The organism is Algoriphagus sp. A40 (assembly GCF_002002735.1).
Classification (GTDB): Bacteria; Bacteroidota; Bacteroidia; order Cytophagales; family Cyclobacteriaceae; genus Algoriphagus.
In genome coordinates this window covers 169152-190642 of sequence record NZ_MUNY01000053.1, presented here as the reverse complement: position 1 = coordinate 190642, position 21491 = coordinate 169152, and the positions used below count along the sequence as shown (strand labels likewise).

The 21491-nt window shown below is 42.6% G+C and carries 21 protein-coding genes; 12 read left to right on the top strand and 9 right to left on the bottom strand.

From position 1 onward, the window contains the following. Positions 1-112: 112 nt before the first annotated feature. A complete protein-coding gene (gene smc, locus B0E43_RS13095; RefSeq protein WP_077350411.1) occupies positions 113-3652 on the bottom strand; it encodes a chromosome segregation protein SMC in 3540 nt (1179 codons plus the stop codon). 477 nt (positions 3653-4129) lie between these two features. Here smc and B0E43_RS13085 point away from each other — a divergent pair, with 477 nt between their 5' ends. From B0E43_RS13085 to B0E43_RS13075, 3 genes are all read left to right on the top strand, one after another. Next, positions 4130-5083 (top strand): hypothetical protein, encoded by a 954-nt coding sequence (locus tag B0E43_RS13085; protein WP_077350407.1) that lies wholly within the window; start codon positions 4130-4132, stop codon positions 5081-5083. Between the two features lie 238 nt (positions 5084-5321). Beyond that, positions 5322-5906: a hypothetical protein gene (locus tag B0E43_RS13080; RefSeq protein WP_077350405.1), complete on the top strand. Its 585-nt coding sequence runs from the start codon at positions 5322-5324 to the stop codon at positions 5904-5906. Positions 5907-5990: 84 nt separating this feature from the next. Further along, a complete protein-coding gene (locus B0E43_RS13075; RefSeq protein ID WP_077350403.1) occupies positions 5991-6485 on the top strand; it encodes a ubiquinol-cytochrome c reductase iron-sulfur subunit in 495 nt (164 codons plus the stop codon). A gap of 73 nt (positions 6486-6558) precedes the next feature. On the opposite strand, the gene B0E43_RS13070 is transcribed toward B0E43_RS13075, so the two are convergent. Continuing rightward, positions 6559-8121 (bottom strand): hypothetical protein, encoded by a 1563-nt coding sequence (locus B0E43_RS13070; RefSeq protein WP_139352757.1) that lies wholly within the window; start codon positions 8119-8121, stop codon positions 6559-6561. A gap of 185 nt (positions 8122-8306) precedes the next feature. Here B0E43_RS13070 and B0E43_RS13065 point away from each other — a divergent pair, with 185 nt between their 5' ends. Together B0E43_RS13065 and B0E43_RS13060 are read left to right on the top strand one after the other, a co-directional pair. Further along, the gene (locus B0E43_RS13065) at positions 8307-8861 is read left to right on the top strand and encodes a transposase (protein ID WP_077350399.1); all 555 of its coding nucleotides are present in this window, start codon (positions 8307-8309) and stop codon (positions 8859-8861) included. 212 nt (positions 8862-9073) lie between these two features. Then, positions 9074-9985, top strand: coding sequence for a YafY family protein (locus B0E43_RS13060; RefSeq protein ID WP_077350397.1), 912 nt, complete (start codon positions 9074-9076; stop codon positions 9983-9985). 77 nt (positions 9986-10062) lie between these two features. Here B0E43_RS13060 and B0E43_RS13055 read toward each other — a convergent pair whose 3' ends face one another. From B0E43_RS13055 to B0E43_RS13040, 4 genes are all read right to left on the bottom strand, one after another. Continuing rightward, the gene (locus B0E43_RS13055; RefSeq protein WP_077350394.1) at positions 10063-11577 is read right to left on the bottom strand and encodes a DUF4301 family protein; all 1515 of its coding nucleotides are present in this window, start codon (positions 11575-11577) and stop codon (positions 10063-10065) included. Between the two features lie 150 nt (positions 11578-11727). Continuing rightward, on the bottom strand, positions 11728-12597 hold the full coding sequence (locus tag B0E43_RS13050; protein ID WP_077350392.1) for a biotin-dependent carboxyltransferase family protein: 870 nt from the start codon (positions 12595-12597) through the stop codon (positions 11728-11730). Further along, complete coding sequence (pxpB, locus tag B0E43_RS13045) at positions 12597-13289, bottom strand: 5-oxoprolinase subunit PxpB (protein WP_168171945.1); 693 nt, start codon at positions 13287-13289, stop codon at positions 12597-12599. The genes B0E43_RS13050 and pxpB overlap by 1 nt, the downstream gene beginning before the upstream one ends. Then, a complete protein-coding gene (locus tag B0E43_RS13040) occupies positions 13280-14002 on the bottom strand; it encodes a LamB/YcsF family protein (protein ID WP_077350388.1) in 723 nt (240 codons plus the stop codon). The genes pxpB and B0E43_RS13040 overlap by 10 nt, the downstream gene beginning before the upstream one ends. Positions 14003-14148: 146 nt before the next feature. Here B0E43_RS13040 and B0E43_RS13035 point away from each other — a divergent pair, with 146 nt between their 5' ends. Next, complete coding sequence (locus B0E43_RS13035) at positions 14149-14274, top strand: 30S ribosomal protein THX (RefSeq protein ID WP_077350386.1); 126 nt, start codon at positions 14149-14151, stop codon at positions 14272-14274. Positions 14275-14313: 39 nt separating this feature from the next. Here the strand turns inward: B0E43_RS13035 and B0E43_RS13030 are convergent, their stop codons facing one another. Continuing rightward, positions 14314-14607 carry a hypothetical protein gene (locus B0E43_RS13030; protein ID WP_077350385.1) on the bottom strand — a complete coding sequence of 98 codons (294 nt, stop codon included), beginning with the start codon at positions 14605-14607 and terminating at the stop codon, positions 14314-14316. Between the two features lie 235 nt (positions 14608-14842). Continuing rightward, positions 14843-15358 (bottom strand): YdeI/OmpD-associated family protein, encoded by a 516-nt coding sequence (locus B0E43_RS13025; RefSeq protein WP_077350383.1) that lies wholly within the window; start codon positions 15356-15358, stop codon positions 14843-14845. Positions 15359-15616: 258 nt separating this feature from the next. On the opposite strand from B0E43_RS13025, the gene B0E43_RS13020 reads away from it, so the two are divergent. Both B0E43_RS13020 and B0E43_RS13015 read left to right on the top strand, forming a co-directional pair. Further along, a complete protein-coding gene (locus tag B0E43_RS13020; protein WP_077350381.1) occupies positions 15617-15859 on the top strand; it encodes a hypothetical protein in 243 nt (80 codons plus the stop codon). 111 nt (positions 15860-15970) lie between these two features. Beyond that, positions 15971-17122: a methionine aminotransferase gene (locus B0E43_RS13015; RefSeq protein ID WP_077350379.1), complete on the top strand. Its 1152-nt coding sequence runs from the start codon at positions 15971-15973 to the stop codon at positions 17120-17122. Position 17123: 1 nt separating this feature from the next. Here B0E43_RS13015 and B0E43_RS13010 read toward each other — a convergent pair whose 3' ends face one another. Then, on the bottom strand, positions 17124-18608 hold the full coding sequence (locus B0E43_RS13010; protein ID WP_254423423.1) for a hybrid sensor histidine kinase/response regulator: 1485 nt from the start codon (positions 18606-18608) through the stop codon (positions 17124-17126). 285 nt (positions 18609-18893) lie between these two features. Between B0E43_RS13010 and B0E43_RS22810 the strand changes: the two genes are divergently transcribed. The 4 genes from B0E43_RS22810 to B0E43_RS12995 all read left to right on the top strand — a co-directional run bounded on the left by B0E43_RS22810 (position 18894) and on the right by B0E43_RS12995 (position 21316). Then, positions 18894-19046 (top strand): lmo0937 family membrane protein, encoded by a 153-nt coding sequence (locus tag B0E43_RS22810; RefSeq protein ID WP_139352756.1) that lies wholly within the window; start codon positions 18894-18896, stop codon positions 19044-19046. Between the two features lie 47 nt (positions 19047-19093). Continuing rightward, complete coding sequence (locus B0E43_RS13005; protein WP_077350377.1) at positions 19094-19279, top strand: hypothetical protein; 186 nt, start codon at positions 19094-19096, stop codon at positions 19277-19279. 164 nt (positions 19280-19443) lie between these two features. Continuing rightward, positions 19444-19926, top strand: coding sequence for a response regulator (locus B0E43_RS13000; RefSeq protein ID WP_077350375.1), 483 nt, complete (start codon positions 19444-19446; stop codon positions 19924-19926). Then, positions 19904-21316 (top strand): sigma-54 dependent transcriptional regulator, encoded by a 1413-nt coding sequence (locus B0E43_RS12995; RefSeq protein WP_077350373.1) that lies wholly within the window; start codon positions 19904-19906, stop codon positions 21314-21316. The genes B0E43_RS13000 and B0E43_RS12995 overlap by 23 nt, the downstream gene beginning before the upstream one ends. Positions 21317-21491 lie beyond the last annotated feature (175 nt).

Below are 21491 nucleotides of genomic sequence, written 5' to 3'. Positions count from 1 at the left end.
ATCCTCACTAGAATAAGTTCCGAATACAAAAATTAGAAATAATGAATATCGAATGGCGAACACCGAATTATGAAGAACACCGAATTTCAAACTTCAAATTTCCAATCTCAAATCATGCGAGTTCCCTCAAATCCACCGGAACCACCCTCGAAACTCCCGCCTCAATCATCGTGATGCCATAGATAATATCCGTGCTGGCCATAGTTCGCTTGTTGTGGGTGACAATGATAAACTGGCTTTCGGCACTGAACTTCTGAATGATCTGGTTGAACTTGTCGATGTTGGCGTCGTCAAGCGGGGCGTCCACTTCGTCGAAAATACAGAAGGGGGCAGGCTTCAGCAGGTAGATGGAAAAGAGAAGGGAAGTGGCAGTCAGGGTTTTTTCACCACCACTGAGTTGATTGATAGTCAGGGGACGCTTGCCTTTGGGTTTGGCGATGATCTCGATCGGGCTTTCCAATGGGTTTTCCGGATCCACCAAGGTCAGATCGCAGTCGTCCTGCTCGGTAAAGAGGGAGCGAAATACCTTGATAAAGTTTTCCTTGATCTTGGCAAATGCGTCTAAAAAGGTCTCCTTGGCCACTTGATCGATCTCCTGAATAGTTGCCAAAAGGGATTCCTTGGCACGAATCAGGTCGTCTCTTTGTGAGGTGATAAAGTCGTATCGGCTCTTGATTTCATCGTAAGCCTCCATCGCCATCGGGTTGATCGGACCGATTTTCTCCAGTCTTTCTTTCTGCTTGCGGACGAGTTCGCGGAGTTCATCCTCTGCAAAATCCAGGAATTCCGGATCCAATTCCCGGTTTTCCTCCATCAGCGCATCCAGATCCAACTCAAATTCCACACTCAGCCGTTCCTTCATCCCGCTCATCTTGAGCTTGATTTCGTTGATGCTGTTTTGGAGTTCTTGGAGTAAAACGTCGAAACTTTCCTTGGACTTTTGCAAACTGCGGATTTTGGTATCGGTCTCGTCGATCAATCCACGGGCACTGTAGTAGTCTTTTTCAGCCTCGGTAACTCCTGCCTCGATGCTTTCCTTTTCGGAATAGAGCTCGATCAATTCATCGTCTTTGACCTCATTGTTGTCAAGCAGGTTTTTGATCTCGGCATCCAAAGTGGCGAGTTCGGCTTGTGACTTTTCGATCCGCTCTTTGGAACCTTCGAAGGCATTTTGCTTGAATTCGATCTCCTGCTCCAGGCTGCTAACCCGGTTTACCTGCTGGATGTAGGTGATATTTTCCTGGTTGAAAGTCTGGGACTTCTCAGCCAGCTTTTTGTTTTCAGCTTCCACTTCTTCATTGACCAAAGCCAATGCTTCAGCCAAACCCTCAAATTGGGATTTTTCATCAGTTAGTTGAGGTAGGATTTCAGCCAGACTTTCCTCCAAAGATGCGATCCGGTCGAGGATATCCTCCCGCTTGTGGACATTGGAGTTGAGGAGTTCTGCCAGCTGTTCCTTTTTGGTGCGGATGGAGACATATCCGGAATTAAGCTCGTTGATTTTCAACTGACTTTCTTCCAGGGTCTTTTTGTGGCTGACTTCCTTCAGCTTCATCAGGTCGCTGAGCTTTTGGTCCAGATTGGATCGGGTGTTGCTGACCTTCTTGCCAAGTTCTTTGATTTCCCGGTCCAGCTTTTCGAGGTTTTTGGCCCGACCGATCCGTTTTCCTTCGAAAAGCCCAACCGAACCACCGGAAAGCGAGAATTTGCGCTTGGTGTATTTGCCTGCTTCGGAAAGAAAAACACAATCCGGATCCTGCGGGAAGTCCTTGTATTCACCCTGCACGATATACACATTGTCCAGAATGAAATTTATCAGACGGCTGTACTTAACGTCAAATTCGATGATTTCAGTTGCAGCAATTGCATTGGCAAAAAGCTTGTTCTGACCTGGCTTGAAGCGCTCGAAGTGCTCCAGGACGAAGAAATTGGCTTTGCCACGAGCGGCATCGCTTAACAATTGGATCGCGGAAATCGCCTGTACCTCGGTGTCCACTACATAATAGTTCATGTAGCTTTCGAGGTAGTTTTCGATCGTCACCCGAAATTTTTCGTCCGTGGTGAGCAAGTCGGAGAGGAGAGGAATGTCCTTTCCCCAGGAATCATTTTTCTTCAGGAATTTGATGGCCTCTGGGAAGCCTTCCAAGTTTTCGACCAGTGATTTGGTGAGGTTGTATTCGTTGGTTTTGGAATCGAGCTTACGGGATGAAGTGGTGAGTTCCTCACGGATCATTTCGATCACCCGGTTGGTTTCTTCGATCTTTTGATCCTGGTCTTCCTGCTTGGCTTTGAGTTGGGAAAAAGCGCCTGTGGCTTCATCGAGTTCGGCCTTCAACTCTACCATTTTGTCCTCAAACTCCACCAGATTAGCCTCTTGAGAGGAATCGTCGGAGGAAGTCCGTTCCAATTCCTGCTTGAGTGTCGAGAGTTGAATCTGCTTGATCTCGACTTCCTTGCTGAGCTGATAGACGCGTTCTTTCAGGCTTTCAAATTTCAAGCTTTGTTCCTTTTGGCTTTGCTGTTTGTCAGATGCGATCAGCTTTTGAGCATCGTATTGTTCCCGGAGCTCGGAGACGATGAATTCCTTTTCCGCCAATATTTTCTCTGCAGATTCCTTTTCCTGTTGGAGTGAGCGGATGGAGAATCCGGCTCTGTCATTTGACTTGCGGTCGGTATCGATTTGCTCACGCAAAGCTTGGGACCGATCCTCAAGGAAGCGCATCCGTTCGTTTTTGATTTTCTTCTCCGATTCAAAAGCGCGGATTTTGTTGACGTGCTCGTTGAGTGTTTTTTGACGGGAGGAGAGGAGCTTTTCTTTGTGAATCAGATCGGCTTTGAGTTGTGCCAAATGGGATTCCTGATCTGCGATTTGGGTTTGGATTTGAAGTTTTCGATCGGATTCAGATTGAATTTTTGAATTTGCTTCAATCAGATTGTTAGCGTATTTCTCAATGGATTTTTTCGCCAGGTTGATGCTGGAAACCCGATAATCCGCTTTGATTTCAAAATATCTGGCAGCCTGTTTGGCCTGCTTTTCCAGGCTCTTCAGGTTTTTGTCAATCTCAAAAAGCAAGTCTTCGACTCTGGCCAGATCGGCGTCTGTGTCTTCGAGTTTGCGGAGCGTTTCCCGCTTTCTGTTCTTGAACTTGGAGATTCCCGCGGCTTCCTCGAATAGCTCGCGACGGGAGTTGTTTTTGTCATTCAGCAACTCATCGATCATCTTGAGCTCGATGATCGCGTAGGAATTGGAGTTGATCCCCGTGTCCATGAAGAGGTTGGAGATGTCCTTCAGTCGGCAGGTGACGCCGTTGATTTGGTATTCGCTTTCTCCGGTGCGGTAGTAGCGGCGGGTAATCGTGACATGCGTGTATTCGGTGGGGAGGAGGTTTTTGGTGTTTTCAAAAGTCAGGGAAACCTCCGCCATATTGGTCGGTTTGCGGTTTTTGGTGCCGTTGAAGATGACGTTCTCCATTTTGTCGGAACGGAGCATTCGGGACTTTTGCTCACCCAAAACCCAGCGGATGGCATCGACCACATTGGACTTTCCGCAGCCATTCGGACCCACGACTCCGGTGATTCCCTTGTCGAAGTGGATGACCATTTTATCCCCAAAACTCTTAAAGCCCTTGATCTCCAGTTTACTGAGCAGCATGCAATTTTTTCCTCCTTGTAAAGGGAACAAAATAAGTCCAAAGCGGGGAAATGGCAAGAAAAAAGTATCGAGTACTAAGTATCAAGACGGAAGAAACAAGAAGCAAGAAGCAATAGAATTTGATTTCGGATTTCGGATTTCGGATTTCGGATTTCGGAGTTGGGATTTCGGATTTTTGGTAACTCCCCCTTAAATCAGAAATATTGAAATGAAATGCTGATTCAATCAAAGGGGGTTGGGGGGATTTGATGCTTCGACAAGCTCAGGACAGATTTCGGATGTCGGAACCGTATAGTTAAGGCCCTCAGTCTTTTGCTTACTGTTTGTAGTTTTCAGAATTCCGGGCATGGAAATTTTTGAAATTTTTCTTTATTTAAAACCAATCCTTTTCTATGTTTGAAAACTTAGTTTTCGTTTATTTCCAACTTATTCGAGAAACTGAATTGATCATCCCGATTTACCTAAACCACTATTTTAATGAAGAGTAACCCTTTTTATTTCCTTTCCCTTGCAGCATTTGGACTGGCTGGCTGTACAGATGAGTCACCAGTCGTGCCGGACCTATCGACCCCGGTGATTTCCGATTTGGCGTTAACGCCAAATTCCAAAATCGAACCTTATAATGGTCAGATATTTAAGAGTGATTGGAATAGTATTCCATTTTATTTAAAAGTTAGTGACCCGGAAGGTGTTCAAGAAGTCGAGATAAATGTCAAGCCAGCATTTGAAAACCAGCTTCAAAGTCAATATGCGGATCAATTTGAGCTATTGAATACTAATGAAATATTTAATAAAGATCGTGTTGACCCAAAGATGAATATGACATTTGGTGGAGAGGATGTGAATTTCGACCCTTATACAATTGAGTGGTCCGGTACCTACTCAGTTGCGGAATTGCCGATTTTAGCAGGACCGTATGAAGTAGTGGTTGATGCGACAGATGTCAATGGAAACAAGACTAGTTTGGAAGATAGTACTAGCTATCAAACTACAGTATTTATAGATAGATGGTACGCTCCGCTGATTTACCGTCCTTATGGCTTGCCTTCTTCCGTTTCAGGTATTTCTGGATCGGAGCTCGCCATGGATGGAGGGATTTTAAAAACTACCGATCCGCTTTCCTCACCTTTGAAATTTATTTGGGTAAAGCTCGTAGATAAGGATGTAATTGAGGATTACAAAGGAAATGCTAATCAGACTGTATTTGAGGAAAGGATCTGGGGTGAATCAGTAGTATTCGAAAAATCGGGGGATGTTTTACCTCCTATGATTGAATACCCAGACAATGTGATTGAACTTACCTTTAATGGATTATTTGAATCAGATCCAATTGTATTGCCTGATGGAAAAGGCGATTTGTCATTGGTTGTTTGGGCGGAGGATGAAGCAGGGAATATTTCAAGGAAAGTATTTCCAATTGAAGTAAATTGAATTGTTGCCAAGAATGGATCATTTAGAAATAGGTGATCCATTTTTTTCACCAAATGTAAAGAGGCAGATTTGCCCCGATTAGCCCGATTAGCGCAAAACTGTGCCCCCGATTAGCACAAGACTTCAGTCTTGTGCTTTTCAGTATGCAGTCTTCAGACTGCTGATAATTTGAAAATACAATAAAGGCAGTCCGAAGACTGCATCATAGTAGGTCCAAGTCTTAAGACTTGAACCGTTGATGTTGAAACCAATTTTCCAACATTACAACCTTCCAATTTTCCAATTATTCAATTACCTTGAACCCATGGATTTGGGAAATATCATTTACATCATTGCCATTGTGGCCTATTTCATCTATCAGGCCACAAAGAAAAAAGGAGGACAGGAATTGCCTGAGGAGGGTGATACCCGGCAAGAACCACCCCAGAAAGGGATGACTTTTGAAGATCTGCTGAAGGAAATCCGACAGGCCCAAAATCCAACTGCAGAAAAACCTGCACCTCCCAAGCCTGAACCCTATCGACCAAATCCGATTCCTTCTCATATTCCACAACCCAAACCAGTGGCCTCGAGAAAACCTGTGGTGGAAGAAGAAGTAGATGACGAGGCAAGACACTATGAAGGAGCATTTGCCGCCTCAAAGAAAAATCCCTACCTGAAATTCAAAGACACCCATAGTATTCCTTCAATTCCCCTATTGAAAATTGACTACGATTCACTGAATCCCAAGAAAGTGAATCCCTATGCGGAATTGCTCAAAAATCCCAAGACCCTGAAGCAAGCCATTGTGGTCAGCGAAATTTTGAAACCAAAATATTTTTGACAGGTTAAATTCCCGAAATAGTTACCATCCAAGGAGGACGGAATATTCGTATTTGTTTTCAAATACCTATGTAAACTATCAGCTATGGAAAATTTGATTGCCACAAAATCAGGGAGTTTGACCGATTCCAGGAGAAAATTTCTTGAAAAGGCCGGAGTTTCTGTTGTTTTGGGCACAATTGGAGCCGCTTTTTTTTCCTCATGTTCCCCTACCGAAGGTGCTGATCCCAATATTCCCAATCCTTCCGGAGGTTCCTCAAGTGGAATCGTTTTTTCCGGAAACACGATCAGCATTGACCTGTCCATTCAATCAAGGCTAAAAACTTCCGGAAACTGGCTGTTGATAGAAAATGCAAGGACCTTGGTAGTCAATGTCAACGGTTCCTATACAGCTTTGGATTCTGTTTGTACCCACCAGGGTTGCGCCACAAACTGGACCTTTTCGGTGGATCGCTTTACCTGTGCCTGTCATGGTTCGCAGTTTGACCCATCCGGCCGAGTACTAAACGGACCGGCGATGTCGCCATTGACCCAATATTCCACACAGGTAAATGGAAATAAGTTGACCATCACGCGATAAGATGCAGAATCCTTAAGGTATTGTTTCATTGATCCCAACCGGATTTTTTCTGAGCAAAGAAAGCTGCGAAATTTTATTTCCTTGAATATGTTCTGATCCAAACCTGGCCTTCGGTTTCTTCAGAATTCAGGATATAATTTTCCAGCAACCAAGGTTCCAATATATCCACATCCTCTTGCTCTTTGGGATAGGCATGCCTGTAATAATCGTAAAGGATTACCCGGATTTTTGTCGGCCGCAAAGCCCGAATCGAATCCAGTTTTTCGATTGGGAAAAGGAGTTTTTGGGCATTTCTGTCTTCATAAAACAAAACTCCTTTGCTGAAATCCAGGAAATTATTTGTAAGGATAAGCGATTGATTTTCTGCGCTTTTTACTTCTTCGATTAATGCTTTAATCAGCAGGGGATATTCCTTTAGATTCTGCTGGTACCTGATGGCTAGCAATCCGGGTACCAGCAGGTAAATCCCGATTGCCCATGTAAGTTTTTGGCCTTGAAAAGCATAAAGGATCAGAATCGCCAAAGCCTGAAATCCGGCCATTTTCCAATCCTGCTGGAGCAGGCTGATAGCAGCTCCAAACAAGATTAAAATTGCCATCAATCGTTTGAGTTTCTGGTCTGCCTGCCAATACTCCCATCCCAAACTGATCAAAAAGGCAAGTATCGGCACAAAAATGATCAGGTGCCGGGGATTGAGGTAAATGGGATTGTAAAACTTGAAATTTGTACTCATCAGCCAAAAGCAAACTAGCAAGCTGAAGAAAGCCAGCCCAAATTCAATTCCGGGGCTTTGGGGTTTTTTCCGGATTTTAACCAATCCGGGAATAGCAAAAACTAACCAAAGCCAATAAGAACGTTCAACAAAAGTCACAATGGGCATAATGGTCAAGCGCTTCAGCATGACCCAAAAGCTTTTGTCAGCATAGGTAAATTCCGAAATGTAATGGCCATCCTGGATCGATTCAAACCGATAAAACGGACTTCCGAATTTGATCCAGAAATAGCCCAGATAAAGAGTCCCAAAGGCTATTCCCAATCCAATCAAGCAAAAGTAGAACGACAGATACTTATTGCCTTTTTTCCAATCAAACCAGAAAAGAAGAATGGGCAGCAGTCCCAAAAAGACAATGGTTTCTTTGGTCAGAAAGCCGAACAACAAACCCGAAATGACTCCCAAAGCGGAAAGAAAGGGCTTCTCTTGGCGATAAATAGCAGAAAACGGAACCAGCACAATCCAAAAAACCAATAGTGAATCCGGATAAACTTTGGTCAGAAAATGGAGGAAGTAGATTTGGCTGGAAAACCAAACGAGCAAAATCCAGGGATTCTGGCTTTTGGGCAAAATCCTGAGTAGGAGTGCCAGTGTCCCTAGGTAGCTGACTAGGGAGATCAGCGATATCTTATGCGGGTCAAAGCCAATAAGAAAGCCGATCAGCCCTGAAGGAACGTATGCTCCCCAACGGGTGGAAAAGTGGTAAGAATTGAATTCCATGCTGCCTTCCCAAAAGCTTTTCCCGGCCAGAAGGTAAAAGACATCGTCCGAAAAAGTGATCCCGTCAAAGCCAAAAAGCCAATACCCGAAAAGGAAAAGTGCTCCAATCCAAAAAGCAAAAGACTTTGATTGGATAAATTTCATTTCGGAAAGGGACATGGATCAAAAATAGGGGAATTGGCATAGAAAATAGGCTGAATTGATTCAGGACTTAAGATTCTAATGGTTCAAGTCTTTAGACTTGGACCTAAATAATGCAGTCTTCAGACTGCGACTAATCCGAAAATCACTAAATTACAAGTCAACTTTTTCAAGATAACTTTTTGATTATGAGTAGAAAATTTAAGATACGAGATCAAGAGAAATTATACTTTGTCACTTTCACAGTTGTAGAATGGATTGATCTTTTTACCCGCCAAGTGTACCGGGATATTTTTCTGAACTCCCTTAAATATTGTAAGGAAAATAAGGGATTGGAACTATGTGCCTATTGTATAATGTCCAGCCATGTGCATTTGATAATTGGAAGAAATGCTGATTCAAAACTGGAGGATATAATCAGAGACATCAAGAAGTTTACTGCGGTGAAAATTATTGAAGAAATCAAAACATTGTCTATAGAAAGCCGCAAAAACTTCTTGCTTTGGCACTTTTCAAAAGCAGGAAATACGAATGCAAACAACACTCATTTTCAGGTATGGCAACAACACAGCCACCCAATTGAATTGAATACAAATGATAAAATTACCCGTTGTTTAAATTACATCCATCAAAATCCGGTTGTGGCTGGAATTGTACTATCACCTGAGGATTACCTTTACAGTAGTGCAATAAACTATGCAGGGTTACCTGAGCAATTAATTGAGGTTATTTTGATTGAATAGGTTTTTGCAGTCTGAAGACTGCATTCTCTTGGTCCAAGTCTGAAGACTTGAACCATTGAGTCAGACTTGAACCATTGAGTCAGACTTGAACCATTGAGTCAGACTTGAACCATTGAGTCAGACTTGAACCATTGAGGTCCGACAATATGTGTCATCCCTTTCGAAAAGTATCAGTTCTTTCCCTACTTTTAGACACCTATCGTCAAATTATCATGAGCCAGTCAGGACAAATCGAACAGCAAAAAATCCTTCGTGTTTTCAAATTGATCAACCTTCTTCAGGGAAATATCGGGAAGCCGGTGCATCGCTTGGCAGAATTGCTTGAAACGGATGAGCGGACTATTTATCGGTATTTCAAGCTGTTAGAAGCTTTGGGTTTTGAAGTCATCAAAGAATTCAGCAAATACAAAATCAAAGACAGACCCGGCAATCAACCTGCCATGGCCTACAGCACTTTCTCGCAGGAAGAAAGTCTCTGGCTGAAGGGACTGATAGAGAGTCAAGGCAAAGGCAATTTGCTGAGAGATTCACTTTTGCAAAAACTTCAACTCCGATCAGAAGTCAAACAAGGAACTGAACAACTGTTTAAAGCAAATTTGGGCCGATTTGTGGATCAGATAGGACAGGGGATTTCAGGCAAAAAACAGATTTGGCTCAAAGATTACTATTCTCTTAGCAGCGATACCGTGTCTGATCGACGGGTGGAGCCCGTAGGATTTTCTAGTGATTACGAAAGTATTTATGCCTTTGAGCTGGAAAGCAAAAGCATGAAAGTTTTTAAGATCGAGCGGATTGGTGATGTGGTGGTCGGTTCTGAATCCTGGAAATTCGAAACCAAGCACGAACTTCCAGAGCAGGCGCTTTTTGGGTTTTCTGGAAAAAGGAAATTTTCCGTCAAGCTCAAACTAAGCAAGAAAGCCCACCAATTGATGCTTGAGGAGCACCCCAATGCCCTTCCATTTATGTCTATTAAGAACAGAAATCAATATTACTTTCAGGGCGAAATCTCCCAACTACCTGGATTGGCAAGGTTTATTTTAGGATTGCCGGGCGAAATAAAAGTAGAAGAAGGGGAGGAGATGAAAGCGTATTTGAAGGAGCAGGTGGCGAGGGGACTGTTTTAGTAGCAAGACATAAGTATCAAGATTCAAGACCCAAGAGCAAAGAAAACATCTTGGCTCTTGAGTCTAAGGTCTTGGCTCTATCCCTGATGTTCCTCTCTCAGAAGATCATTTACAGTTTTCACAGGATTGAATGTAATCAGCGGCACTTCGACAAACAGCGTGTTCCAGCCGGCCATGGCTCCATTCCAGAGTCCGGGAAGTTCCAGTGCTTTTAGATCTCTTCCGCTTTTGGATTTCTCTGTGATAAAGCCTGTCTGCATATCTCTAAATTGCATCAGGTCAAAGGAATTCCCCTTGTAATCTTTGGTTCCGCAAACCAAATCCACGGGATTGAAGTGAGTTGAAGCTTGGAAATGCTTTTTTGAATCCGGGTCATTCAAATCAATTTGTGCAGTTTCAAGAATCTGAAGTGATTGGGATCCATCTGATTCCTGGATCCAGAAAGGCCCGCCTCCCGGTTCACCGGTGTTTTTTACCATTCCGCAGACTCGGATAGGACGGTTAAGTTTCGTCTTCAGGAAAGCTGCCTTTTCCTCTTTGGACTTGGAACCAAAATCGGAGGGGAGTTTCCCTTTCAAATCCTCTTTAAACACCTTTTCGGCCATTTCAGCATAAGTTTCCCTGTATTCACTTTCCATTCCTCGGAGGGCTTGAAACACCTTTTCCTGAACTTCCAGAAGCAATCCGGCAATTGCCATCTTGTAGTTTTTGGTGGTTTCTTTGAGACGGTCTGGCACGACATTGTCAATGTTTTTGATGAAGATCAGATCGGCTTTGATGTCATTCAGATTGTCCAACAATGCCCCGTGACCTGCTGGCCTGAATAGTAAGCTGCCGTCATCTTCTCCAAAGGGGGTGTTGTCCATAGTTACCGCAATCGTGTCCGTGGACTTTTTCTGATGGGAATAGCTGACTTCAAACTCTACTCTACTGGAGGACTTCAGACTTGGGAGAACTTTTCCAATTTCAGCCTTGAATTTTTCTTCATGCTCGGGTGAAACGGTAAAATGGATTTTGACGGTGTTTCCTTTGCCCAAGCCATATTGAACTCCTTCCACCAAATGTTCCTGTGCAGGAGTCCGGTTTTCGCTTGGATATTTATGAAATCTCAGGAGCCCTTTTGGCAGGTTGCCGTATCCCAAACCCTCTTCTGAAAGCAAAGCGGCAACGATTTTTTTGTAATCTTTGGAATCCAAGCAGGACTGAATGCTGCTTCCCTGGGCTTCCAAAGCTGAATTGAGATCCGAGTAAAACGCAAACTTCGAAAGGTTCTGAATGAATTTCTTGGTAAAAGAGCTTTTCTCCAAGTCTCCGTCCCCATCCAGAAATGAGAACAGATCCTTGAACATTCTCGATGCAGCTCCCGAGGCCGGGACAAATTTGACCACATCAATTCTTGAGGCTTTGCCGGGATATGAGTCTGTGAATTGTGCAAGTTCGGAATCAGAAAGAATTTGGATTCCGTCTCCCGGGGTGGCCGGGGCGGTGATTTTCAGAAATGGAAATCCATTTTTAAAGTTTTCGATTTGTTGGGCGACGGTTTCAGGGTTCATTCCCTGGGCGAGGATTTTTTCGGTCAAAACAGAGTCCATGGTTGTTCGGGTTGTAAAAGTTGTAATGGTAAGATAGCAGGCTTAAGTCCTTTGCTCAAATTGCGGGATGTTTTTTTTGGAGAAAAAAGGAAGAAATACCAGTCTATTTTATTGTAAAACCTGTTTTCAGAAAAAAGAATGCAATCCGGATTAAAGCTTTTTGAGTTTGATCTGAATTAGATCTCCTGGCTTTTTTTGGGCTATTACCCATTGGCTTTCTTCATCCAATTGAAGAATCCGTGGATATCCGCCAGTTACCTGCGCATCTTTGAGGAGGATCAGCAATTTTCCACCGGAAGTAAGCTGAATTGTCCCTGGATAAACGGGATTGGTTGGAAGTTCAGGCAGCTCATTTTCCAGAAGTTCGAGCAGCTGTATTCCCATTCGGTTGGAAAGTTGGGAAATTCTGAAAGTTTCGTTTAGTAACTTTTCTTTCACGTTCTCCTTGAGCAATGAAAAATCCGGTCCGGGATAGACAAAGATCGTTTCGTTTTGGTACCAATCAACTGACCATCTTGCTTTTGCATTATAGATTGGAGTCGCTCCAGAATCGATGGAATAGGGGATTTTTGACCCTTTAGATAGCTGGGAAATTTTGGTCAAACCCTCGTAAAAACTTCTGGAACCAAGGATTTTTTCGGTTTTAAACCCAAATCGGATCCCCAAATAAATTCTTGCCCCTGCGGAAATGCCTCCGATTTCCAGGATATCTTTCCTTTTAATGGGAATCAATCCTGAGTTTTCAGTGTCCTGTCCGTTTAATTTGATGCTGGCTGTGGCACCGGCCAAAGCAATGGAAGTCGGGGAGTCAAATTGGATAGTAAACCCGGGTTGGGAGATTTCCAAAACCGCATCATTTTTTTGATTTTGGAGTAAATGGTTGATCCAATGAAAAGACCTCAGGTCAAGGATACCTGATACCGGTACACCAAAAGATGCATGTCCCCAGCGTCCCAAATCCTGAACAGAGGATCCCGGACCTGTTTTCAATACAGTAGCAGTGGTTATTTCTCTATTCATCAATATTGGGGAAATGGGGGTTTTTCAAGCAGTTTTTCCATTTCTTCGATATCAATCGGCTCAAATTTGATCTGATCACCGGGAACACCCCAAACCGGCGGGTTTCGCTCAGGATCAAATAGGGTAATCGGACTTCTGCCGATTATGTGCCAGCCTCCCGGACTTTCCTTGGGGTAAATTCCCGTCTGAGATCCTCCAATGGCCACTGATCCCGCTTCCACCATGCGATCTGGAACCGATTTTCGGGGAGTGTGGAGTTGATTCGGAAGACCGTTGAGGTACATAAATCCCGGAAGGAAGCCGAAAAAATGCAAGCGATAGGTCACGGAGGAATGAAGCTGGATCAAAACGTTGACTGTCATTCGATGACTGATTGCCAAGGCTCCCAAATCTTTACCATAGTCAGGATCGTAACAGACTGGAATTTTCCAGGTTCTTGATGGCAAGTCAAATGGCCTGACTTTGAATTTTCTGATCTGATTTTGAAAAGCCTGCTGGTCATCCGGTGTATTCCAAAGTATGCTGACAGCGGTGAATCCCTGCCGGATATCAATAAACTTGTCCATCCACTCCTTTTTCAAGAAGTCTATCCAACCCAATTGTTTGGAAAGCAAAGAGTCAGATGGTGCTTCTATCCATTTGAGTTCCCCTAAAACAGGGCTTATGGCAGTATAGTGGGGTTTTACTTCCAAAATCGATCTCGAACAATTGGTAAAAATTCCATGATTCCAGGATTGTCTCCATGAAAACAAATAGTATCGGCTTTGACTGGGATCATCCCCCCTGAAGAAGTCCGGATTTGGCCCAGTGTGATGATGGAATCCAGATGAGAAATTACCTGATGGGTCTGTGTAAAAAGTGAGTTTTCGGCATTTCGACTGACCAGATTATAATTGTCCTGATATGCCCGATCTCCAAAAATTTCCAGCCGGATGGGTAAATTGGATTCCATGGCAGCTTTTTCAATCTCAGAATGGGGTGGTACAAATAGTGGAATATCCGCAAAATTTCTTTTGAGGAAATCGATCAGAATTTCTGCAAGCATCGGGTTTTCCGCGGCATCATTATACAAAGCCCCATGAAACTTGATGTGGTCGGCCGGAACGTTTTCAGCTTTTGCCACATCTAAGAAAAGTCCGATTTGATCGTGGAGACTTTGGAGGAGTTCGTTCGGTTTGATGTCCAAAGATTTCCTTCCGAAGTTCTGCAAATCCGGATAGGAGGGGTGAGCACCTGCTTTTTTCCCGGATTTTCTGACCAAATCCAATGTGGTTTTGATCGTATTCCGGTCTCCAAAATGTCCTCCACAGGCCACACTTGCCAGGTCAATCAATGGAATGATCTGAGCTTCATTTGGCATTCCTTCGCCCAAGTCGCAATTGATCGTAAAGGAGGGTAAGGACATTTTGTGAGAAAGATGACTTTTAAAAGAAAGAAAACTTTTAAATGAAGTTAAAAATAGCTGGCCCAATTCAAATTTCCCTATTCGGAGTTGACCTGATTTTGGGTGTTTTTTATTTTCGGGTAATGTTCATTTAAATCTGAAAAAAAATGGGAAAAGGAGACATTAAGTCAAGAAAAGGCAAAGTCCACAGAGGAACTTTTGGAGCCAACCGACCAAGAAGAAAACAGAATAAGTTGGCAAGAAAACTGAAGTTGAAACTGGAAAAAGCCTGAAAAATAAAGCGAGGACCAAATTTTGGTCCTCTTTACTTTTTAGAATCTCGGGAGAATTTCCACCCATCTTCCTGTCACAGGATCAACAACCACTTGAACTGGACCCAATACCAAATCGTTCGTTTGGAAGGTTACCAGATAATACCCATCCACCCAAGCACTGACTTCCGCATCTTTCCAATCCCCGATCACGGTTGCTTTGACATCTGAACTCAATGCGTTGTAAGCGATCTCCCGAAAAACATCAAGTGGATCCTCATCTCCTTCAGTATTACAGGCAAATGCAAATGAAAGCATACCGATCAGGATTAGAAGTGAATAGATTCTTTTCATGGTTATTTTGGTTTGTTTAGGGGACGAAATTATATACTTAGATGCTACCCGCATAGTTTCAAATTGGGTGTCAGGATTATTAGTTTGGTTGCAATTGGGGTTCATTTGAATTTTTGGGTGGCGGTTGATCTCAAAGAGGATCTACAACATATGAGATTTTGATCTTCGGGAAAACTTTTGGATTTAAAAAATCTTCCACAGCCAAAAATTGGCAGCAATGCGGTTAATCAAAAAATCACAGGTTATTGTAATGTTTGATCCATTCGTTCAGTTGCTTGAAGTCCAGCTTTCCCTTGGCAGATTTGAGGTGATGAAGAATGGCCAGAGATTTTTTCATTCTGGATTCGGAGTTTTTAACCTTGGTGACCAGGTAGATCAAGCTACGCTGTTTGCCAAGAGTTAGGCTGCGGAAGTAACCATTTCCCTCTTCGTCCTGATCCAGGAGTACCTGAAATTCTTCGGGCACCTCATGCCCAAACTCACTGTGATCCCTTGCCATCCGAACATCGAAAGTCTTTTGATGATCCAATTCCAGCCTGTTGACCATTTCCTGATTGAGAATCAAGTACCAATAGTTTTTCGATTTCATCAGGGCCATATGAAAAGGCCCCTGGTCTCTAATCCAAACCAAGACTCTTCGGTGATTTTTATCCATCATTTGAGAGGCGATATCCTCCGTCAAAGGAATGTGATAGCTCCAGTGATTGTATTCAAAAACTCCCAATTTGGACTTAAAGCAAAGCGTTTCCATAGTTCCCCAAGTTGGGTAAAATCTCCCAAAAACCGGAAAGGGAACTTCTGCGTTTATTTTAAAACTTTGATTCAGTATTTCTATAAAAAACGCTGAAAATGAGGGAGAAAAGCCAGATTTTTATTTTTAAATTGAAGAATCTAAATTTTGGCAAACTAATTTCTTTTATGCAAGTAGATTCAAGGAATTTCACCTTGATGGTACGGCTTAGCCGGTGAGACTAATTTTATATATTCTAAAAAAACATACTGAACCACTATGAGCAATTCAAAAAAATCATGGGCGATCTGGCTGGGAGGCCTGGCCGCTGGAATAGCAGCAGGAGCTGTAATCTATCAAAACAGAGAAAAACTCGGACCACAAAAAGAAAAATTGTCGAAGCTTTTGGCAGAACTGCAAAAAACCGGTGAGGAAATCGGTCAAAAAATCAAGCAGGCAGGACTAGAAAGAGTAGAGCGAGGGAAAGCTCTTACCAAATCCATTACGGATCAGGTAAATTGACCGGGTAATTATCCAGGTTGAAAGCCGCAGGTAGCCCCTGCGGCTTTTTCATTTCACAGGATTTCAAAAAATCCTTTTCTTGCAGGAAATTCTCTTTTCATTTTCCATTCCATGCTTTCATCCAAACTTCCCCATATCGGAACGACCATTTTTACAGTTATGTCGCGGATGGCCACCGAGGAAGGTGCCATCAATCTTTCCCAGGGATTTCCGGGATTTGGTGCGGACCCGGTCTTATTGGAGATGGCGTCCAAATACATCAAGGAAGGGTACAATCAATATCCGCCAATGGCCGGAATAGTCGGTCTAAGGCAAAAACTTGCCGAAAAGACTCAGTTGACCCAAGGTTATTTCCCGGATTATGAGACAGAAGTGACTATCGTTTCCGGTGCGACGGAGGCGATTTATGCTGCTGTTTCGGCAGTGATCCGATTGGGAGACGAGGTCATAGTTCTGGAACCTGCCTATGACAGCTACGAACCTGCAATCACCCTAAATGGCGGGGTTCCGATCTATGTGGCTTTGAATTCCGGAGATTTTTCAGTGGATTGGGAAAAGGTAAAAGCTGCCATTACACTCAAGACGAGGATGATCATGGTCAATTCACCCCACAACCCAAGTGGCTATGTATGGTCAAAAGACGATGTGGATCGACTTGCTGAGTTGATTCGGGACAGGGATATTTTTGTAGTCAGTGATGAAGTGTATGAGCATATTACTTTCGATGGCAAAAAGCATCATTCGATCGGTGCACATTCTGAATTAAGAGAAAAGACATTCGTTTGTGGCTCATTTGGAAAAACATTCCATGTTACTGGCTGGAAAATAGGCTATTGCCTAGCTCCACCGAATTTAACACTTGAGTTTAGGAAAATTCACCAATACCTCACGTTCACCACAGTGACACCCATTCAATATGCCTTGGCTGAGTATCTGGAGGTCCCAGAACGATACCTTTCCATTCCGAATTTTTACCAGAAAAAGCGGGACCTTTTTGCAAAAGGACTGGCGGAGACAGCGCTGAAGTTCATTCCAAGTAATGGAAGTTTTTTCCAATTGGCCTCTTATGGACATTTGTCCCAAATCGGAGACAGGGAACTTGCCGAGCGGATGACCCGAAAACTCAAAGTCGCTTGCATCCCCATTTCAGTCTTTTATTCCGACAGGCGGGATGATAAGATTATCCGGTTTTGCTTTGCCAAAAATGACTCGGAACTCCTGGAAGGATTGGAACGAATCAAGAAACTTTCGGAAATTCTTTGACCTAAACTTCAGATTCAGGCCCGCTTAAATTGATCAGAAAACAAGTTCCTTTTCCTACTTCAGATTTTGCACGAATAGATCCTCCGTGGCTAAAGATGATGTTTTGGGTATTGGTAAGACCCAATCCCGAACCTTTGGTTTTGTTTGTGAAAAACGGTTCAAAGATCCGTTCCAGGTTCTCTTTTGGGATGCCCGAGCCATTGTCACAGATCTCGATTCTGAATTGGTTGCCACGCTGAAAAGTCTTAAGTACAAGCTCTCCTTTGTTCACTTCCATTGCTTCAATCGCATTGACAATAAGATTTATCAAAGCGATTTTTATTTTTTCACCGTCCAAATTCAGGTCAGTCATTTCTGGCTGAAAGTGTTTCAAGACCTTAATCCCCTGTAAATCTATCCGATCAATCACCTGGGCTAAAGCCTCTTCCAAAAGAGTTGCCAGTGAGTGTTTTTTAATGTTCAATTCGATAAATCGGGTGCTGTCCAGAAGTTGGGAAACCAAGTGATTGATCCGGTCGCAATTCCTGAGAATCACTTCGATCAAATCGCCGCTTTCAAGCATAACCTCTTTGGGAAGTTCCAGCCTCATCTGATCCGCGGAGAGCACGATAGTGGTAAGAGGATTTTTTACTTCGTGTGCCAGAATCCGGGCCATCCTGCCGGTGGAAGTGAATTTTTTCTGGTTCAGTTCCTCCTCTTCTCTGGCTTTAATTGAACTGAGATCTTTGATCAAAACCTGGTACTGCTTTTCTTCCTGCTTGACAATACTCACCAAAGTATTGATCGTATTGCCTTCTGTTGTAATCATACTGGCCTCCAGATCGAATGATTCCAACATGGTATCCAAGTTTTGAATGAGTTTATTCTTGGCACCAGCCTCCAAAAGCATATTGTGGAAATGATACTCTTGCCCCGGTTTTGCATCATGTGGGTTAAATCCGAACTTTGAAACAAACATGGGATTGACTTCCATGACTTTACTTTTTTCATCCATCAGGATAAATGGATCAGCTGCCCGCTCAAATATGGATTGAAACTTTCTGCCGGTTTTCTCCAGGGATTCCATCAATCGGGCATCCCGAATGGCAAACTGGAGTTTCCTTTCAAGAGTGCTTCCGTCAAATTGCCCTTTGACCAAATAATCCGTAACTCCTAAACTGAGGGCTTGCTCATCGATATTATCAGAATTGATCCCTGAGAGCATGATCAATGGAGCGTATTTTTTCAGGGCCTTTATTTCCTTGATCAAATTGAGCTGCTCTTCTTTGCCAGGCTTATAGCCAACCAAGAATACCGTGTAGGTGTCTTTTAACTTTTCAAGCGCTTCTTCTATCGATTTTGCGCTTTCGACCACATACTTGTTCTTTTTTGCGGTTTTTAGAATAGAAGCAATCAGGGTCTGCTCTTCCTGGTCCTCATCAACATACAGGATCCGTATGGTTTCTTTTTCTAACATTGTTTCTTGGTAAACTTTGCTTTTAGGCATTTGATTGAAATTGAAGTACCCCGATAATTGATCAGTTTTTGATGCTGCAAAAAATATAAACAGGTGAGGGTATGTAAGGTCGGCTTAATATACCGGATTTACAATTTCCCCAGGTTGGGGAATATAATCCACAATTTTTCCAACATAATGATTTCATATATCCGAAATGATTCTAAAAACAAGCTCAATTGGGTGGAAAGGGCTGTTTTAATGAATGTATTTAAATAGGGCATAAACATTGGACTTTGGATAATAAATAAACCCTAACATCTAAACTCCAAACAAATGAACTCACTCTTGTATATTGTCGCTGTAATATTGGTCATTGGATGGCTGATCGGAGTATTTGCCTACAGTGCTACCGGAATTATCCATGTCCTTCTTGTCATTGCCATTATTGCTGTTTTGTTTAAAGTCATCGGCGGACGGTCCCTTTGACTTTCTCGAAATGAAATTTCAGTATCAATAATTTACTTCCAAAGACTATGAAAAAGAAGCACAAAAGTGGTTGGTTGAGGTTATTAGTTCTAAAATCAGGGAAATCAATTGCCCGTTTATTTATTAAAAAAGAATCCACGGCAAATGGAAATAAACCTGATCATGATACTACTGAAAAGCCACAAATTAGAAATGCCAAGGAGGAAATTTTGAAAGAAATCGATAATCTTTGATTGTTATTTTTCAAATTAAAAAATAGAAATATCATTTTTAATGTTTTGCGGTTGACTGAAGGCAGATTTTTGGTTAGTTACAATATTCAATATTAAATAATGAATTTAGGAATTAACAAATAATAGAAGGTGTAGTCTATGATTACACCTTTTTCATAGAAATTATGTTCTCAAGCTGGGAGCATATTCAGACACAGAAAGTGTTGATCTCAGGATCAGCAGATCTTGAAATTTCAACCATGAAAAAGCATGTGATCCTGGTAGTAGATGATGAAGATGAAATTAGAAATATGTTCTTTCGCTACTTAGGAAAAAAAGGATTTAAAGTTCATTTGGCGGGGTCGATAGGAGAGGAAAGAAAAGTATTGGAAACTGAAACTCCTGACTTGATTTTTTTGGATATCAATCTTCCGGATGGAAATGGGCTTAAGGAATTGCGGAGACTTCAGCCTTTGATTGAAACCTGCAAGGTCATCATAATGAGTGCATTTGATGATTTGGAAGAAAGAAAAAACGCCTTCGGTTCCGGTGCTTTGGATTTTCTGAGTAAGCCATTTAGTCTGTCCAGGCTGAATCAGGTGATAGAATCCCGATTTTCAAGTATAACCAAACAAAAAAAAGACAATGGCAAAAATTTTGGTAATTGATGACAGTCTGGATATTTGCCAGCTTTTAGACCGATTCCTGACCAAAAAAGGGCATGAAGTGCAAACGGCCATTTCTGGAAAAAATGGGCTGGAGATGGTCAAAAGAAACAGCTTTGATCTGATTTTTTGCGATTTCAAGCTGCGGGAAATGGACGGAAGAGATGTGCTTAAAAAAGCGAAGGAATTATCCCCAAGTACCCAGGTAGTAATCATCACCGGCTATGCTGATGTTAAGATTGCAGTTGAAGTGATTAAAAACGGGGCTTTTGACTACTTAACCAAGCCATTGATACCAGACGAAATCCTGTTGTTGATCGAGCGTGCTTTACAACTCAAAAAAGAGGACAAAAGCTATTCGGTCAATTTTATTCGAGGTACAGATTTGGCACCTTCCAAAAGTAATTCGGGTTCCAATTCCGGCTTTATTAAGGGTGTCAGCAAAGAATCCCAGAAACTGTATAAAGAAATCCAATTGGTGGCTCCCACTAATCTGAGCGTGATTATTTATGGAGAAAGCGGAGCCGGAAAGGAAAATATTGCCAAAATCATCCACGAGCAAAGTGACCGGGCCGGAAAACCTTTTATAGCGATAGACTGTGGGGCACTGACAAGGGAATTGGCTGGAAGTGAGCTTTGGGGACACGAAAAAGGATCCTTTACTGGGGCTCAATTCGATAAACCCGGCCAATTTGAACTTGCCGATGGTGGAACTATTTTTTTGGATGAAATTTCAAATCTGACCTATGAAATCCAGGTTGGATTGCTCAGGCTGGTGCAGGAGAGAAAATTAAGAAGAATTGGTGCCGCCAAGGACCGATCCATTGATGTGAGAATACTTGTGGCTTCTAATGAAGATCTTCGCAAATCAGTGCAGGAAGGCAAATTCAGGGAAGATTTATATTTTCGCTTTAACGAATTCAGCATTACCGTACCTGCGCTGCGGGACCGAAAAGAGGATATCGAGCAATTTGCCAAGTACTTCTTGAAACTTTCGAATGAAGAATTGAACAGGGATTTGACTGGATTTGATGAGGATGTCCTTCAGGTTTTACTTGCTTATTCCTGGCCTGGAAATCTCAGGGAAATGCGCAATGTCATTCGGCGGGCAATTCTTTTGTCCGATGGACTTACCGTAAAATTGTCCGGATTGCCTCCCGAGTTGGTCTATTCCAGAAAGTTCAATTTTTTGGAATTAGATGAAGAGGGACAAAAGCACGAAGTCGGCAAAGCAGAATCATTTTCCAAATTGAAAAATGCAGCAGCCGGGGCTGAGGCAACCATCCTTCGCAAGGTGTTGGAAGATGTCAAATACAACCGGACTAAAGCAGCCCAGGAATTGGGTATTGATCGAAAAACTCTATTTAACAAAATGAAACAATATGATCTCTAATAAATAAGGTCAAAGTTCGAATGGAATACGTTTTTCCCCAAATGGGACATTTTTTCCCGAAAGTGAAATTTCAAATTTCTATACAAACTTTTAGAAAATATAAAACACCCCTCAGTTCAATAGAATCCCAGCTTTTTGATAAATAGATTTTTAAAATTCAATTTTTTTGACTGGT

Bases quoted from the DNA above. Each gene is read 5' to 3' on its own strand.
- B0E43_RS13065 (WP_077350399.1), top strand. From the start codon at position 8,307: ATGAGTAGAAAATTTAAGATACGAGATCAAGAGAAATTATACTTTGTC.
- B0E43_RS13085 (WP_077350407.1), top strand. From the start codon at position 4,130: ATGAAGAGTAACCCTTTTTATTTCCTTTCCCTTGCAGCATTTGGACTG.
- B0E43_RS13035 (WP_077350386.1), top strand. From the start codon at position 14,149: ATGGGAAAAGGAGACATTAAGTCAAGAAAAGGCAAAGTCCACAGAGGA.
- B0E43_RS12995 (WP_077350373.1), top strand. From the start codon at position 19,904: ATGGCAAAAATTTTGGTAATTGATGACAGTCTGGATATTTGCCAGCTT.
- B0E43_RS13010 (WP_254423423.1), bottom strand. From the start codon at position 18,608: ATGCCTAAAAGCAAAGTTTACCAAGAAACAATGTTAGAAAAAGAAACC.
- B0E43_RS13060 (WP_077350397.1), top strand. From the start codon at position 9,074: ATGAGCCAGTCAGGACAAATCGAACAGCAAAAAATCCTTCGTGTTTTC.
- B0E43_RS13080 (WP_077350405.1), top strand. From the start codon at position 5,322: ATGTTGAAACCAATTTTCCAACATTACAACCTTCCAATTTTCCAATTA.
- B0E43_RS13000 (WP_077350375.1), top strand. From the start codon at position 19,444: ATGTTCTCAAGCTGGGAGCATATTCAGACACAGAAAGTGTTGATCTCA.
- B0E43_RS13075 (WP_077350403.1), top strand. From the start codon at position 5,991: ATGGAAAATTTGATTGCCACAAAATCAGGGAGTTTGACCGATTCCAGG.
- smc (WP_077350411.1), bottom strand. From the start codon at position 3,652: ATGCTGCTCAGTAAACTGGAGATCAAGGGCTTTAAGAGTTTTGGGGAT.
- B0E43_RS13040 (WP_077350388.1), bottom strand. From the start codon at position 14,002: ATGTCCTTACCCTCCTTTACGATCAATTGCGACTTGGGCGAAGGAATG.
- B0E43_RS13025 (WP_077350383.1), bottom strand. From the start codon at position 15,358: ATGGAAACGCTTTGCTTTAAGTCCAAATTGGGAGTTTTTGAATACAAT.
- B0E43_RS13055 (WP_077350394.1), bottom strand. From the start codon at position 11,577: ATGGACTCTGTTTTGACCGAAAAAATCCTCGCCCAGGGAATGAACCCT.
- B0E43_RS22810 (WP_139352756.1), top strand. From the start codon at position 18,894: ATGAACTCACTCTTGTATATTGTCGCTGTAATATTGGTCATTGGATGG.
- B0E43_RS13050 (WP_077350392.1), bottom strand. From the start codon at position 12,597: ATGAATAGAGAAATAACCACTGCTACTGTATTGAAAACAGGTCCGGGA.
- B0E43_RS13070 (WP_139352757.1), bottom strand. From the start codon at position 8,121: ATGAAATTTATCCAATCAAAGTCTTTTGCTTTTTGGATTGGAGCACTT.
- B0E43_RS13030 (WP_077350385.1), bottom strand. From the start codon at position 14,607: ATGAAAAGAATCTATTCACTTCTAATCCTGATCGGTATGCTTTCATTT.
- B0E43_RS13015 (WP_077350379.1), top strand. From the start codon at position 15,971: ATGCTTTCATCCAAACTTCCCCATATCGGAACGACCATTTTTACAGTT.
- B0E43_RS13005 (WP_077350377.1), top strand. From the start codon at position 19,094: ATGAAAAAGAAGCACAAAAGTGGTTGGTTGAGGTTATTAGTTCTAAAA.
- B0E43_RS13020 (WP_077350381.1), top strand. From the start codon at position 15,617: ATGAGCAATTCAAAAAAATCATGGGCGATCTGGCTGGGAGGCCTGGCC.